Source organism: Pseudomonas sp. M30-35 (assembly GCF_002163625.1).
Taxonomy (GTDB): domain Bacteria; phylum Pseudomonadota; class Gammaproteobacteria; order Pseudomonadales; family Pseudomonadaceae; genus Aquipseudomonas.
Genome location: NZ_CP020892.1, coordinates 863514 through 877055 on the forward strand (window position 1 = coordinate 863514; position 13542 = coordinate 877055).

A 13542-nucleotide genomic window follows, 5' to 3' on the forward strand; every position below is an offset into this window, starting at 1 on the left:
AGCTACTTCGAGAGACGGATGAATATCACCAGCTTTGCGCAACGCGCTTCATTGTCACTTTTGCTACTCGCTGCGCCAGCCGCATGGGCCCAGCAAATGGCTACACCTGCGCCACCTCAGCTGGCGGCTAAATCCTATGTGCTGATGGATGCCGCAACTGGTCAGGTGCTGGTTGAGAATGAAGGTGATCAGCGGCTGCCGCCTGCAAGCCTGACCAAGCTGATGACCGCCTACATCGCAACCCTGGAGATCAAAAAAGGCCAGGTGAGTGAAGACGATATGGTCACCATCAGCGAGCACGCCTGGCGTACCGGCGGTTCGCGGATGTTCGTTCAGGTCAATACTCAGGTGTCGCTGAGTGACCTGCTGCACGGCGTTATCATTCAGTCGGGTAACGACGCCAGCGTCGCTGTTGCTGAGCATATCGCCGGTAGCGAAGATGCATTTGCTGACATGATGAATAGCACCGCGAAAGAGCTGGGCCTTACTAACAGCCACTTCATGAATGCGACTGGGTTGCCTAATCCGGATCACTATTCGTCAGCGCACGACATGGCCACGCTGGCTCGTGACATCATTTCTGTTGACCCGGCTCACTACGCCATTTATTCGCAGAAAGAATTTCTCTGGAACAATATCAAGCAGCCAAATCGTAACCTGCTGTTGTGGCGCGACAAGACCGTTGACGGCCTGAAAACCGGTCATACCGAAGAAGCCGGTTATTGCCTGGTAGCATCAGCCGTGCGTGACGGTATGCGTTTGATTGCTGTTGTTTTTGGTACGAACAGCGAGCAGGCCCGCGCTGCTGAAACGCAAAAGCTGCTGACTTACGGCTTCCGCTTCTTTGAAACGCGCACCTTCTACAAGAAGGGTGCTGAGCTTGCGCAAACTGCCGTGTGGAAAGGTGCTGATCACCAGGTTAAAGCCGGTTTGGCAGATGATCTGACCTTGACCTTGCCAAGAGGCCAGGTAGACAAGTTACAAGCCAGCATGAGCATGACGCCGCAGTTGATTGCACCGATCAAGCAAGGTGACGTCGTCGGTAAAGTTGAAGTCAAACTGGGCGATAAAGTGGTTCACACTGCCGACCTGATTGCACTTGAACCGGTTGAAGAGGGTGGTTTGTTCCGTCGTGTGTGGGATAGCATTCGTCTATTCTTCTACGGCTTGTTCAACGGATAATTCGCTTAGAGCCTCTAAATGCCGTTGCCTAGTTTGCAATCCAGGTGTTTAGAGGCGTCTAATACGCCCCCTATCCGGGGCGTAATACTTATGGACGGGCCAAAAGCCTGCTAATGCCATGACTGATACTGACGATGTAAAAGCGCCAAAGATTGAGTTTCCTTGCGAACGCTACCCAATCAAAGTGATTGGCGATGCGGGCGAAGGCTTTGCTGATCTGGTAATTGAAGTTATTCAGCGCCATGCGCCTGACTTGGACGCCGGAACTCTGGTCACTCGTGACAGTAGCAATGGGCGTTATCTTTCTGTGCAAGTGCTGATTACCGCGACCGGCGTCGAGCAGTTGCAAGCCATCCATGTTGATTTGCGAGCAACTGGCCGCGTCCACATGGTGCTGTGATGAGCCTGATTGGCTTTCGCGAGTTAGGCCGGGTGGCTTACGAGCCAACCTGGCATGCCATGCAGCGATTTACCGACAGTCGCGGTCCTGAAACCCCTGACGAAATCTGGCTGCTGGAACACCCGCCAGTGTTTACTCAAGGGCAGGCGGGTAAAGCGGAGCACGTTCTATTTCCGGGGGATATCCCGGTGGTGCAGGTGGATCGAGGCGGTCAGGTGACCTATCACGGCCCCGGCCAGTTAATCGCGTATCTGATGCTTGATGTACGTCGCTCAAAACTCGGTGTGCGTGATTTAGTCACGCGCATTGAACAAAGTTTGTTGGCCCTGTTGGCCAGCTATGGCGTTACGGCATACACCAAGGCGGATGCTCCTGGGGTATATGTTGCTGATGCAAAAATTGCCTCGCTCGGCCTGCGTATTCGCAATGGTCGCTCGTTCCATGGACTGGCCCTAAATACCAACATGGACTTGTCTCCCTTCCAGCGCATTAACCCATGTGGCTATGCGGGGATGGCAATGACTCAACTGGCTGATCTGGTTGATACACCAATAGAATTTTCCGAGGTTAGTGCCCGGCTGCGTGACCAGCTCGTCAAACACCTCGACTACGCTGAACAGAAGACCCTTGCGGGCGGAATTGACTGATGAGCACTGTGGAAACAGCCGGCAAACCGGCCAAGGTTGAAGTAGGCGTTAAGCTGCGTGGCGCAGAGAAAATGGCGCGCATCCCAGTAAAAATTATCCCGACTGATGAGCTGCCAAAAAAGCCTGACTGGATTCGTGTCCGAATTCCGATTTCACCTGAGGTTGACCGCATTAAACAACTGCTGCGCAAGCACAACCTGCACAGCGTGTGTGAAGAAGCGTCATGCCCTAACTTGGGCGAATGTTTCTCGGGCGGTACTGCCACCTTTATGATCATGGGTGACATCTGCACCCGTCGCTGCCCGTTCTGCGACGTTGGTCATGGTCGGCCGAAGCCTCTGGATACTGATGAGCCAACCAACTTGGCCGTGGCTATCGCTGACCTGAAATTGAAGTACGTGGTGATCACCTCGGTTGACCGGGATGACCTGCGTGACGGCGGGGCTCAGCACTTTGTTGATTGTTTGCGTGAAATCCGCAAGCTGTCGCCCAATGTTCAGTTGGAAACACTGGTGCCTGACTACCGTGGGCGTATGGATGTCGCGTTGGCGATTACTGCCAATGAGCCGCCTGACGTATTCAACCATAACCTTGAGACTGTGCCGCGTTTGTACAAGGCTGCTCGTCCGGGTTCCGACTTTGAGTGGTCTTTGGACCTGCTGCAAAAGTTCAAGGAGCTGGTGCCCGGCGTGCCAACCAAGTCGGGCTTGATGCTGGGTTTGGGTGAGACCGATGAAGAAGTCATCGAAGTGATGAAGCGCATGCGCGAGCACGACGTTGACATGTTGACCCTGGGCCAATACTTGCAGCCATCGCGTAACCACTTGGCGGTGCAGCGTTTCGTGCATCCAGACGTATTTGCCTGGTTTGCCGAAGAAGGTCTGAAGATGGGCTTCAAAAACGTCGCCTCTGGCCCGCTGGTACGCTCCTCTTACCATGCGGATCAGCAAGCGCACGCTGCCAAGGCCTAAGACGGTTTAAAGCGTCAGGGCGGCTTTGAAGCCGCTCAGCCGAAACAGTTATTGCTGCATGCAAGAAAAAGGCGACCCTTGGGTCGCCTTTTTTGTCGCTATGATTTGCGCGCTACCATCAGAACCTGCGTAATTCCTGCAGTAACTCAACGCTTGGGTAGCCGTCCGCAGGTTGCTGTTGTTGTTGCTGGAAGGCGCGAACGGCTTTGCGTGTATTGGCGCCAATGATGCCGTCGGCCTTGCCGGGCTCGAAGCCCTTTTGCGTCAGTAACTGCTGTAGCTCTATACGTTCTTGGCGGCCCAGCTGGCGCTCGCCAACTGGCCACTTGCCCTGAACGCCTGCGTCGCCGCGTAGGCTGTCGCTGAGCAGGCCGATGGCCAGGGCGTAAGAGGTGGAGTTGTTGTAGCGCAAAATACTGCGAAAGTTATTCATCAGCAAAAACGCCGGACCTTTGTGACCCGCTGGCAACAGTAATGTGGCCAGCGAATCGCCAGGCAGCTGCGCGGCGGTGCTATTGACCGGTTTAAGGCCTAGCGCTTGCCATTGGCTCAGCGTGCGGCGGTTTTCTGGGTCGGCCAGTGCGTAGTCGAAGTCGCCTGGCAGGCGTACTTCAAATCCCCAGGGCTGATCCATTTGCCAGCCAGATGCGTTTAAGTACTGTGCGGCAGAGGCAAGGGCATCGGTTGAAGAGCGCCAGACATCACGGCGACCATCACCGTCGAAGTCCACGGCGTGGTCGTTATAGGTGGTTGGCATAAACTGGGTTTGACCCATTGCGCCAGCCCATGAGCCGACAAGGTGCTCGGGGTCGGTATCACCGTGCTGCAGGATTTGTAGCACCGCTAATAGCTGGCTGCGCCAAAAGGCTTGGCGACGGCCTTCGTAAGCGAGTGTCGCCAGCGAACGCACGACGTTATAGCTGCCAATGTTGCCGCCGAAGTTACTTTCCATGCCCCAGATAGCAACCAAGGTTTCACGATTGACTGCATAGTGCTGTTCGATCCGATCCAGCGCTACCCGCTCTTGCGCCATCAGGCGTCGGCCTTGGTTTACACGGGCAGGCGAAACTGCGCCGTCGAGGTATTCCCAGACAGGGCGGGTGAATTCGGGCTGGCTGCCGTCCAGACGTATAACGTCGGGGTTGGGCGTGACGCCAGCGAAGGCGCGGTCGAATAAGGTGTCACTGATGCCGGCGGCAATTGCGTCGCTGCGCAGTAGCGTACGCCATTCGGCGAAGGTCAGCGCTGGCTGTGGCGTTTGCGCAGAGTCTGACGCGGCTACAGCGGTAACAGATGGCGAAGTAGTGGGTGCTGTTGTAGGCGTCCCGCTCATTGATTGTGCAGGTGCTTCGGAACAGGCACTTAGAAGTACAAGCGAGAGGGTAATTGAGGTGTGGCTCAGGCCACGGAAAAGCAGGTTTGGCATGGTGGTCTCAGCACGTTTCGCAGGGTTCTACCATAACATGAATGAATCGCTATGCAGACTGCTGGCCCGGGGCTTTCATGCTGCCATAAACGAAAAAGCCTCCCAGTTTTGCTGGGAGGCTTGGCGACGGTAACTACCTTTACCTTTTTGCGGTTTTTGTTGCTGACTGCGAAATAGCGGTTGGGCAACGATTGATTTAGCTTTATTGGGCCGTTTTTGGCCTGATTTGCTCATGTGTTTCTCCCGTTTGATTCGATCTACAGCGCTGCGGCTGCACAACTTAGGCGATTGTTGCAGGGTAAAGTTCAGGCGCGCGTGGCGAGGCCCAAGCGGAGATTATACCGCGTTGCTGATGCTAAGGCGTTTGCCGCACATGCTCAGAGTCAGCATATTTAGACTGCTCCAGGCATCGCCCGGTGCCTGACCTTTGATTTGTGCATCGATGGCTTGTGCATCTTCAAGCAACTTGCCCCAACGCGGCGCTGAGTGACGTTGTAAAGCTTTGCTGACCAGGGGTCTGCGCTTATCCCAGACCGGTGGCCGAGCCGAGCTGAACGCTTTATCAAGCGGTATGCCTTGGCTGTATTGCTGAGCGATGGTTGCCAGCATGCGAACCTCTCGGGCCAGTGCCCAGAGAATAACTGGAGGCTCAACACCTTCACCGCGCAGACCTTCAAGCATGCGCAGCGCGTGCGCGGCTTCGCCATTGAGCGCGGCATCAATCAGACCAAACACATCAAAGCGGGCGCTGTCGGCGACGGAGGCCTGCACCGTATCGACATCAACCTGATTGTCTTTGGCGAGTAGTTTGAGCTTTTCGATCTCTTGCGCAGCCGCGAGCAAGTTGCCCTCGACTCGCACCGCAATCATTTCCACGGCTTCCTGGCTTGCAGTCAATCCGGACTGAGCCATGCGCTGGCGAATCCATTGGCCAAGCTGGTTGGTGTCAACCGGCCAGATTTGTAAAAACTGAGTGTTGGCGCCTTCGATCAGGGCTTTGGCCCATTTGCTCTTTTGCGTGCTGCCATCGAGCTTGGGCAGGCTTATCAGCAAGACAGTATCTTCAGCAGGGCGCGCCAGGTACTCAAGCAGAGCGACGCCTTTGTCGCTTAGTTTGCCGCCGGGTATACGCAGCTCAAGCAAGCGCTTGTCGGCAAAGAGCGACAGGCTGGCGCTGGCCTGAAGCAGGCTGCCCCAGTCGAAGTTGGTCTCGGCATTAAACACTTGGCGTTCACTGAAACCTTGAGCACGTGTGGCGGCACGTATTGCATCGCACGCTTCCTGGCACAGCAGTGGCTCGTCACCGCTCACCACGTAAACGGCTGCGAGAGTGCCCTGAAGGTGTTTGCCAAGTTGTGCTGGGTTTAGTTTCATCTGCGCCGGGTGCCTCTAAAAAGTGGCGGATTAAGCCAGGTCCGCCGGGCGTAGGGTGTAACAAGGCGAAGCCTGTCCACCAAAGTACAGCAATTGATTGAATATCAGTGGCGCAAATGGTGGGCGGAAAAAGTTCACATCACACCATTGGCTGCGTCAAAGGGTGGACGAAAAAAGTGTCGTCCACCCTACGGTTTTACTCTGTCGGTATTTCTATTGGCGACTGCTGCGGTTGAGCATCCTGACGTTGGCGAGCAGCTTTCTCAGCATCGGCTTCGGCCTGAGCCTTGGCTTCTGCGGTCTGCAGTAATGCATCAAGCTGTGCCGGGCTGATCAACTGCAGGCGTAGCATCAGTTGGTTGATCAGGTCGCGGCGCATTTCTTGGCGCAGTTGAGCCATTTCTTCGTCAGAACCCACGATGTTGTTGCCGTCACGGGTTTGAATGCTGCGCACTTCAAGTTGGTTGTTCAGCAACAGCAGATTCTTGCTACCACCGCGGATCTCGTAGTCGAGGCGGGTGGTCAGCTCGTTTTCTGCGGTTTGCGCAGAGCTGGTGTAGCTGGCTGTGCGTTGGGTCTCTTGCTCATTGACCAGGGCCAATGTGTAAGGCGCGCCCGCATGAACCTTGACCTTGTTGTTTTCGAGGGTCTCGATCACTTGCTTGACTGTTTCACCGTAGGCGTTGCGTGCGATCACATTGAGTTCAGTCAAGGTGAACTGCACGTCGCCAGTGCCGCGTAGCTGAAAGCCGCAGGCACTGAGTAGAGCGGTCAGGCCGATTAGTAGCAGATTCCGTTTAATCATCTTGTATCCCCTTGGCGAGCGTCCCGGCGCGGTGTGTTGCACGGCGCCGGTTTCTAATCAGTTAGCGACGATGTTGACCAGTTTACCCGGTACTACGATCACTTTGCGGATGGTCATGCCTTCGGTGAAGCGCAGCACGTTTTCGTTAACCCGCGCAGCCGCTTCGACTTCTTCACGGCTGGCGCTGGCAGGCATTTCAATTTGTCCGCGCAGCTTACCGTTGACCTGAATCACCAGCGTCAAGTTGTCTTGTACCAGGGCCGACTCATCCAGTTGTGGCCAGCTGGAGTCGATTGCCGCAACTTCATGGCCCAACTGCTGCCAGATTTCGTGGCTGATGTGCGGTGTTATAGGTGCCAGCAGCAGCACCACCGTTTCCAGGCCTTCCTGCAACAGGGCGCGATCTTGGTCTGTGGTCTGCGCGGCTTTCTCAAGCACGTTCATCAAGGTCATCACGGCAGCAATTGCGGTGTTGAACTTGTGGTGCTGGCCAATATCCTGGCTGGCTTGCTTGATTGCCAGGTGAATAGCGCGGCGCACTTCTTTTTGTGCGTCGTTCAGTTCAGTTTGTAGCTTGGCACTCGGAAGCCCTGCATTGACGTGTGCCTGAGCCAGACGCCAAACACGGCGCATGAAGCGGCTAGCGCCTTCAACGCCTGAGTCCGACCATTCCAGGCTCATGTCGGGCGGTGAGGCGAACATCATGAACAGGCGGCAAGTATCTGCGCCGTACTGGTCGATCATGGCTTGCGGATCGACGCCGTTGTTTTTCGACTTCGACATCTTCTCGGTACCGCCAATTTCAACTGGCAGGCCGTCAGCCTTGAGCCTTGCGGCAGTGACTTTGCCTTTGCTGTCGTGCTCAATCTCGACATCAGCCGGGTTGAACCAGTCCTTGCCACCGTTTTCAGCTATGCGGTAGTAAGTATCAGCGACCACCATGCCTTGGGTCAGCAACTTCTTGAACGGCTCGTTAGAGCTAAGCAGGCCTTCGTCACGCATCAACTTGTGGAAGAAGCGTGCATACAGCAGGTGCAGAATCGCGTGTTCGATGCCGCCGATGTATTGATCGACCGGGAGCCAGTGGTTGGCTGCGTCTGGGTCAACCATGCCGCCGGTGTAGTTTGGTGAGGCATAGCGTGCGAAGTACCAGGACGATTCAACGAAGGTGTCCATGGTGTCGGTTTCGCGCTTGGCCGGTGCGCCACATTTCGGGCAGCTGCACTCATAAAACTCAGGCATGCGCGCCAGTGGTGAACCTGCGCCGTCCGGTACTACATCTTCGGGTAGCACGACAGGCAGTTGGTCTTCCGGTACGGGCACATCGCCACAGCTGTCGCAATGCACGATCGGGATTGGGCAGCCCCAATAACGCTGACGGCTGATGCCCCAATCGCGCAGGCGGAATTGAGTGCGGGACTGACCGAGGCTTTTCTTTTGCAGGGCGACTTCGATTGCATCGAACGCACCGGGGAAGTCGAGACCATCAAACTCGCCAGAGTTGATCAGTTCGCCGTGCTCGCCATAGGCGTCTTGCCAAGGAGCAGGTGTTTCATCACCGGCGCTGGTACGAACTACAGTTTTGATTGGCAGGTCATACTTGGTGGCGAATTCAAAGTCGCGCTCGTCGTGTGCAGGCACGGCCATAACAGCACCGTCGCCGTAGTGCATCAAGACGTAGTTAGCGACCCAAACTGGCAGCTTGGCGCCAGTCAGTGGGTGTTCTACGAACAATGAAGTCGGTAGGCCTTTCTTTTCCTGGGTTGCGATATCGGCTTCAGCGACACCGCCACGCTTGCACTCATCGATAAATGCTTGCAGCTCAGGGTTGCCTTGCGCTGCTTGAGTCGCGAGCGGGTGTTCCGCCGCTACAGCAACATAAGTCGCACCCATCAAGGTGTCTGGGCGGGTGGTGAATACTTTCAGTTCGCCGCTGCTGCCAATGCTGGCAACATCATACGGAAAGCAGACTTCCATGCCGCGCGACTTACCGATCCAGTTGCGCTGCATGGTCTTGACCTGTTCAGGCCAGCCATCCAGTTCATCAAGGCTGCTCAAGAGTTCATCCGCGTAAGCGGTGATCTTGAAGTAATACATCGGGATTTCGCGTTTTTCGATCAACGCGCCACTGCGCCAGCCGCGACCGTCGATAACTTGTTCGTTGGCCAAAACGGTCTGGTCGACTGGGTCCCAGTTGACGCTGCCGTTTTTACGGTAGATCACGCCTTTTTCAAACAGGCGGGTGAATAGCCACTGCTCCCAACGATAGTAGTCAGGCTTGCAGGTGGTGACTTCACGCGTCCAGTCGATTGCCAAGCCCAGGCTCTTCAGCTGGGTCTTCATGTAATCGATGTTTTCGTAGGTCCATTTGGCGGGCGCAACCTTGTTCTTCATGGCAGCGTTTTCAGCTGGCATGCCAAAGGCGTCCCAGCCCATTGGCTGGAGTACGTTCTTGCCCTGCATACGTTGGTAGCGGGCAATCACATCACCGATGGTGTAGTTGCGCACATGACCCATGTGCAACTTGCCGCTCGGGTAGGGGAACATCGACAGGCAATAGAATGTTTCTTTGCCTGGCTGTTCGCTCACTACAAAGGATTTCTGCGCATCCCACTGGGATTGCGCGGCGGCTTCGATTTCGCGTGGCTGATACTGTTCGTGCATGGCTACTTGCGCTAGGAATAGAGGCTTTCGGGAAACGCCGTAGCATACATGACCCCCGGCAGCAGTGGGAAACCTTGATTTCATAAGCGAGCAGATGATTCGCCGTTTATCCGGCACTCAGTCACCGTTTGTCGCTGCAGCCTCTCGCTTAAATGCAGGCCGCTAAGCTTGCTGTAAGGGTGAGTATCTACCCGGGAGAGGTGCTTGATGGGTGAATTGCAAAAGACACAAGACAGTGCAGGGTTATATAGCCGTTTGTTACAACGACTCGCCATTGCGCTGGATGATGCACAAAGTGTGCAGGGCCTTGCCACAACTGAGCCGCAGGAGTTGGAGCTGCGTGGCTTGACCCCCGCAGAGCTTGGGCTGATCAATGCCTATTTAGAGCGTGACTTGAGTTGGTTGCGAGGTTGGCATGCCGCCGCCAAAGAGCTTTCCACCCGTGAAAACCTTCCCGTCTGGAGCGCGCGCCTTAAGATAAAACCGCGGTTAAGGCCATTTTGTGCGAGGCGCGGGCAATTATGCTGTGCCCTGTGTGGCAATACCGTGTCATTGCAGGCTATGTCGCGGGTGTTCGACTGTCAGGTTTGCGGCTCAAAATTATTCCGTCTGGAAAGGGCGCAAGTACATTGAGTTTCAGGAGCGTTGTGCTGGCTACAGCGCTGTAAATACAGCTTATTTTTAACGTCCATATTTGCCCAGGCGTTCCTGAACGGAGACAGTAATCTGATATATGCTGGTGCTTCACCGCCTTAGCTTGTGAGGACACTGCTCACAATTGTCGATGGACTGACTCAATGCCGCTTCGTTTCCTGATCAAACAACTGTGCATGCCGCCCGGCGTGTTGTTCATCCTGCTTATTCTCGCGTGGTGGCTGCGTAAACGTGCGCCGCGAATTGCCACATGTTGCTTTGTGTGTGGGGCCGGAGGGCTCTACGTGATGAGTTTGCCGGTGGCGGTTGAATGGGCTGCGCGACAGATCGAAACAGAGCCCGCACTGAACGCAGAGCAAATAGGCCAGCTGGCGCAGACTGCCGATGCCATCGTCGTGCTCGGCGCCGGCCGTGATCAAGGGGATGCGGCATGGGCGGAAGATCAACCCAGCGCATTAGCGATTGAGCGCCTGCGTTATGCCTCTAGGTTGGCTAAGGCTTCAGGATTGCCGGTGTTGATAACCGGTGGACTGCATTTCGGTAAGCCACCCAGCGAGGCGACCATCATGGCCAACGTGTTGGCCGAGGATTTTGCGGTGGCTACTCGCTGGCAAGAATCACAGAGTCGTACCACGTGGGAAAATGCGCAGTTCAGTCGGCAGATACTCGAGGCAGAGAAGATCAATCGAGTGGTGTTGGTCACCCAGGCGTTTCATATGGCGCGTTCGCGCTGGAGTTTCGAGCAGGTTGGCTTTCAGGTAGTGCCCGCGCCAGTTGGGTCTCTGGCCCGTTTGGATGCACGACCAGATGGAGGTTGGCTACCGGACGGTAAAGCTTTTATGCAAAGTACCTGGCTGATTAACGAGGCGATTGGCCATGTTGCCTATCGCCTCTTTTATTAAGCTGTCCCGCGTCTGGCGTTGATTGGCGGCGGCTTAAACCGTTTTGGCCATGCGGCTGGCCAGCAAGGCCCAGCCAAGCAACAGCGTGCAAATGATGATCAGCGGCCACGAGCGAAACTGTAGATAAGGGGTCAACTGCTGCATCGGCTGCACGCTGCCGTAGAGCATGCCGCGCTTGAACTGCGGCAGTTGGGCGGTGATTTTGCCCATTGGGTCGATCAGCACAGTCATGCCATTGTTGGTGGTGCGAATCATCCAGCGACCTGCTTCCAGAGCGCGCATTTGCGCCATCTGCAAGTGTTGCAACGGGCCGATTGAATCGCCAAACCAGGCGTCGTTGCTGACCGTGAGCAATAGGTCGCTCTTGGCTGCAAGTTCGGCGGCAAACTCCGGATAAACCACTTCGTAACAGATCAAGGTTGCGATTCTGTAGCCTTTGGCTTCAAGCAGGGGCTGGTCGGAGTCGCCACGGGCAAAGTCAGACATTGGCAGGTCGAAGAAGGCGATCAGGCCGCGCAGCACTTCTTGCAGTGGCACGTACTCGCCAAATGGCACCAGCTTTTGCTTGAGATAGTCGCCACTGCCTTGGCCAAGCACGGTCACACCGTTGTAATAGCGCATCTCTCCAGCTTTATTTGGCTGGCGAATCGGTACCCCGGTGATCAGTGCGCTTTTCCGCTCGCTGGCAAAGCGATCCATGCTGCTCAGGTAATCCAGCGCCTGGTCTTTGAGTACCGGCACTGCCGTTTCAGGCCAGATGATCAAATCTGTTGGCTTGGCATTTAGCGTCAGGTCGCGATACAGCTCAAGTTGTGCTTCAAGCTTGGCCGGGTCCCATTTCATGCTTTGCTCTATATTGCCTTGGATCGACAGTACGCTTTGCGGCTGCCCGGCAGGTTTGGTCCAGGCATAGCCATTGAGCACCAGACCGCTGAGCCAAGGCGCGGCCAATAGCACTGCGCCAGCCATTAAAAACGCTGGGCGCTTGCGCAGCGAGTAAAGGTTGACGGCTAAGGCGGCGCAGAGCGCGAGGGCAAATGAGATCAGCCATACACCACCGATGGGTGCGAGGCCGGTCAGCGGGCCGTCGAGTTGGCTGTAGCCTGCATAAAGCCATGGGAAGCCGGTCAAGAACCAGCCACGAAATGCTTCTTGAGCGACCCACACGGCGGCGAACGCCAGTGCATCGGCCAATGGTGCTTCAGGGCGGCGGATCCAGCGTGCCCAAAGAAACGCTGTAAGGGCAAAAAACAAGCCCAGGCCTGCAACAAAGCCAAGGGTTAACAGGCCAGCGAGTAAGGGTGAGGCATCACCAAAAGTATGGATGCTGACGTAGACCCAGCTAGTGCCAGCGGCAAACAGGCCAAAACCATAGCACCAGCCGCGTCCAGCCGCTTTGCGTGGTGCAAGATCACGCAGGCCAAGGTAAAGCAGCGCGATAGACAGCAGCGCCAGCGGCCAGATATCGAAGGGTGCAAGTGCAAATGTGGTGATGGCACCTGCAGCCATGCTAATCAGGTTGCCTAGCCAGCCCGGGCGGGTGATCCAGCGCATGTTAAATCCTAGACGGTAAAAGACCGCTGGAGGCTATAGGTAAGCGCCCATGTTCGGCAAGTTTGCAGTTGTAATTGCTGTCCTGACTGAGCCAGCATTCTGGCTCAGTCAGGTTGAGCATCAGCCTACTAGAGGTGACAAGCGCAGCAAATGTACGCGCCGGCTGTCAGCGTTGAGGATGCGGAAGCGAAAGCCGCCGATCTCAGTCACTTCATTGCGTTTTGGCAGGTGACCAAAGGCGCTCATGACCAGGCCGCCAACGGTATCGAACTCATCATCGGAAAAGTTGGTGCCGAAGGCTTCGTTGAAGTTTTCGATCGGGGTCAGTGCTTTGACCAGAAAGTCGCCGCTTGGCAGCGGTTTGACGTAGCTGTCTTCCTCGACGTCATGCTCGTCTTCAATATCGCCGACGATCTGCTCAAGCACGTCTTCAATTGTCACCAGGCCTGCGACGCCGCCGTATTCGTCAATCACCACCGCCATGTGGTTGTGATTGGCGCGGAACTCGCGCAGCAGCACATTAAGCCGTTTGGACTCTGGGACAAAAGTTGCCGGACGCAGCAGGTCTTTGATGTTGAAGTTCTGTTGCTCGTCTTGCAGGATCAGCGGGAGCAGATCCTTGGCAAGCAGGATGCCGATCACGTCATCAAGGCTTTCACCCACTACCGGGTAGCGCGAGTGCGCGGCATCGATAATTGATGGCAGAAACTCTTTTGGAGTTTGCGTGGCTTTGATGCTGATCATCTGTGAACGTGGAACCATAATGTCGCGAACTTGCAGGTCAGCCACCTGAATAGCACCTTCAACGATGGCTAGCGCCTCGCTGTCGAGTAGCTTGTTCTGGTGCGCTTCGCGCAGGACTTCCAGCAGTTCTTGACGGTTTTTCGGCTCGTGAGCAAAAGCCTGTGTCAGCTTATTCAGCCATGACTTTTGCTCGTTGCTCGATCGGTCTTCGCTCATGGG

General features: G+C 55.7%; 13 protein-coding genes. 6 read left to right on the plus strand and 7 right to left on the minus strand.

The window, feature by feature from the left end; all coding sequences use genetic code 11:
- Positions 1-18 precede the first annotated feature (18 nt).
- The 4 genes from B9K09_RS04020 to lipA all read left to right on the plus strand — a co-directional run bounded on the left by B9K09_RS04020 (position 19) and on the right by lipA (position 3200).
- Positions 19-1182 carry a D-alanyl-D-alanine carboxypeptidase family protein gene (locus B9K09_RS04020; protein WP_087515612.1) on the plus strand — a complete coding sequence of 388 codons (1164 nt, stop codon included), beginning with the start codon at positions 19-21 and terminating at the stop codon, positions 1180-1182.
- 118 nt (positions 1183-1300) lie between these two features.
- Positions 1301-1582 (plus strand): DUF493 domain-containing protein, encoded by a 282-nt coding sequence (locus B9K09_RS04025; RefSeq protein ID WP_087515613.1) that lies wholly within the window; start codon positions 1301-1303, stop codon positions 1580-1582.
- Positions 1582-2229, plus strand: coding sequence for a lipoyl(octanoyl) transferase LipB (gene lipB, locus B9K09_RS04030; protein WP_177408632.1), 648 nt, complete (start codon positions 1582-1584; stop codon positions 2227-2229). Before B9K09_RS04025 ends, lipB begins: the two co-directional genes overlap by 1 nt.
- Positions 2229-3200, plus strand: a complete 972-nt coding sequence (lipA, locus tag B9K09_RS04035) for a lipoyl synthase (protein ID WP_087515615.1) — start codon at positions 2229-2231, stop codon at positions 3198-3200. Before lipB ends, lipA begins: the two co-directional genes overlap by 1 nt.
- Before the next feature lie 118 nt (positions 3201-3318).
- On the opposite strand, the gene B9K09_RS04040 is transcribed toward lipA, so the two are convergent.
- The 5 genes from B9K09_RS04040 to leuS form a co-directional block, all read right to left on the minus strand.
- Entirely contained in the window at positions 3319-4626 is a 1308-nt protein-coding gene (locus B9K09_RS04040; RefSeq protein WP_087515616.1) for a lytic murein transglycosylase, read from the minus strand.
- Positions 4627-4701: 75 nt separating this feature from the next.
- On the minus strand, positions 4702-4860 hold the full coding sequence (gene arfA, locus B9K09_RS04045) for an alternative ribosome rescue factor ArfA (RefSeq protein WP_087515617.1): 159 nt from the start codon (positions 4858-4860) through the stop codon (positions 4702-4704).
- A gap of 102 nt (positions 4861-4962) precedes the next feature.
- Positions 4963-6000: a DNA polymerase III subunit delta gene (gene holA, locus B9K09_RS04050; RefSeq protein WP_087515618.1), complete on the minus strand. Its 1038-nt coding sequence runs from the start codon at positions 5998-6000 to the stop codon at positions 4963-4965.
- A gap of 196 nt (positions 6001-6196) precedes the next feature.
- On the minus strand, positions 6197-6805 hold the full coding sequence (gene lptE / locus B9K09_RS04055) for an LPS assembly lipoprotein LptE (protein ID WP_087515619.1): 609 nt from the start codon (positions 6803-6805) through the stop codon (positions 6197-6199).
- A gap of 57 nt (positions 6806-6862) precedes the next feature.
- The gene (leuS, locus tag B9K09_RS04060) at positions 6863-9469 is read right to left on the minus strand and encodes a leucine--tRNA ligase (protein WP_087515620.1); all 2607 of its coding nucleotides are present in this window, start codon (positions 9467-9469) and stop codon (positions 6863-6865) included.
- Positions 9470-9676: 207 nt separating this feature from the next.
- Between leuS and B9K09_RS04065 the strand changes: the two genes are divergently transcribed.
- Complete coding sequence (locus tag B9K09_RS04065) at positions 9677-10102, plus strand: hypothetical protein (RefSeq protein WP_087515621.1); 426 nt, start codon at positions 9677-9679, stop codon at positions 10100-10102.
- 164 nt (positions 10103-10266) lie between these two features.
- Entirely contained in the window at positions 10267-11025 is a 759-nt protein-coding gene (locus B9K09_RS04070; RefSeq protein ID WP_087515622.1) for a YdcF family protein, read from the plus strand.
- 33 nt (positions 11026-11058) lie between these two features.
- On the opposite strand, the gene lnt is transcribed toward B9K09_RS04070, so the two are convergent.
- Together lnt and B9K09_RS04080 are read right to left on the minus strand one after the other, a co-directional pair.
- A complete protein-coding gene (lnt, locus tag B9K09_RS04075) occupies positions 11059-12579 on the minus strand; it encodes an apolipoprotein N-acyltransferase (protein WP_087515623.1) in 1521 nt (506 codons plus the stop codon).
- Positions 12580-12699: 120 nt separating this feature from the next.
- Positions 12700-13539, minus strand: a complete 840-nt coding sequence (locus B9K09_RS04080) for an HlyC/CorC family transporter (protein WP_087515624.1) — start codon at positions 13537-13539, stop codon at positions 12700-12702.
- Between the last annotated feature and the right edge of the window lie 3 nt (positions 13540-13542).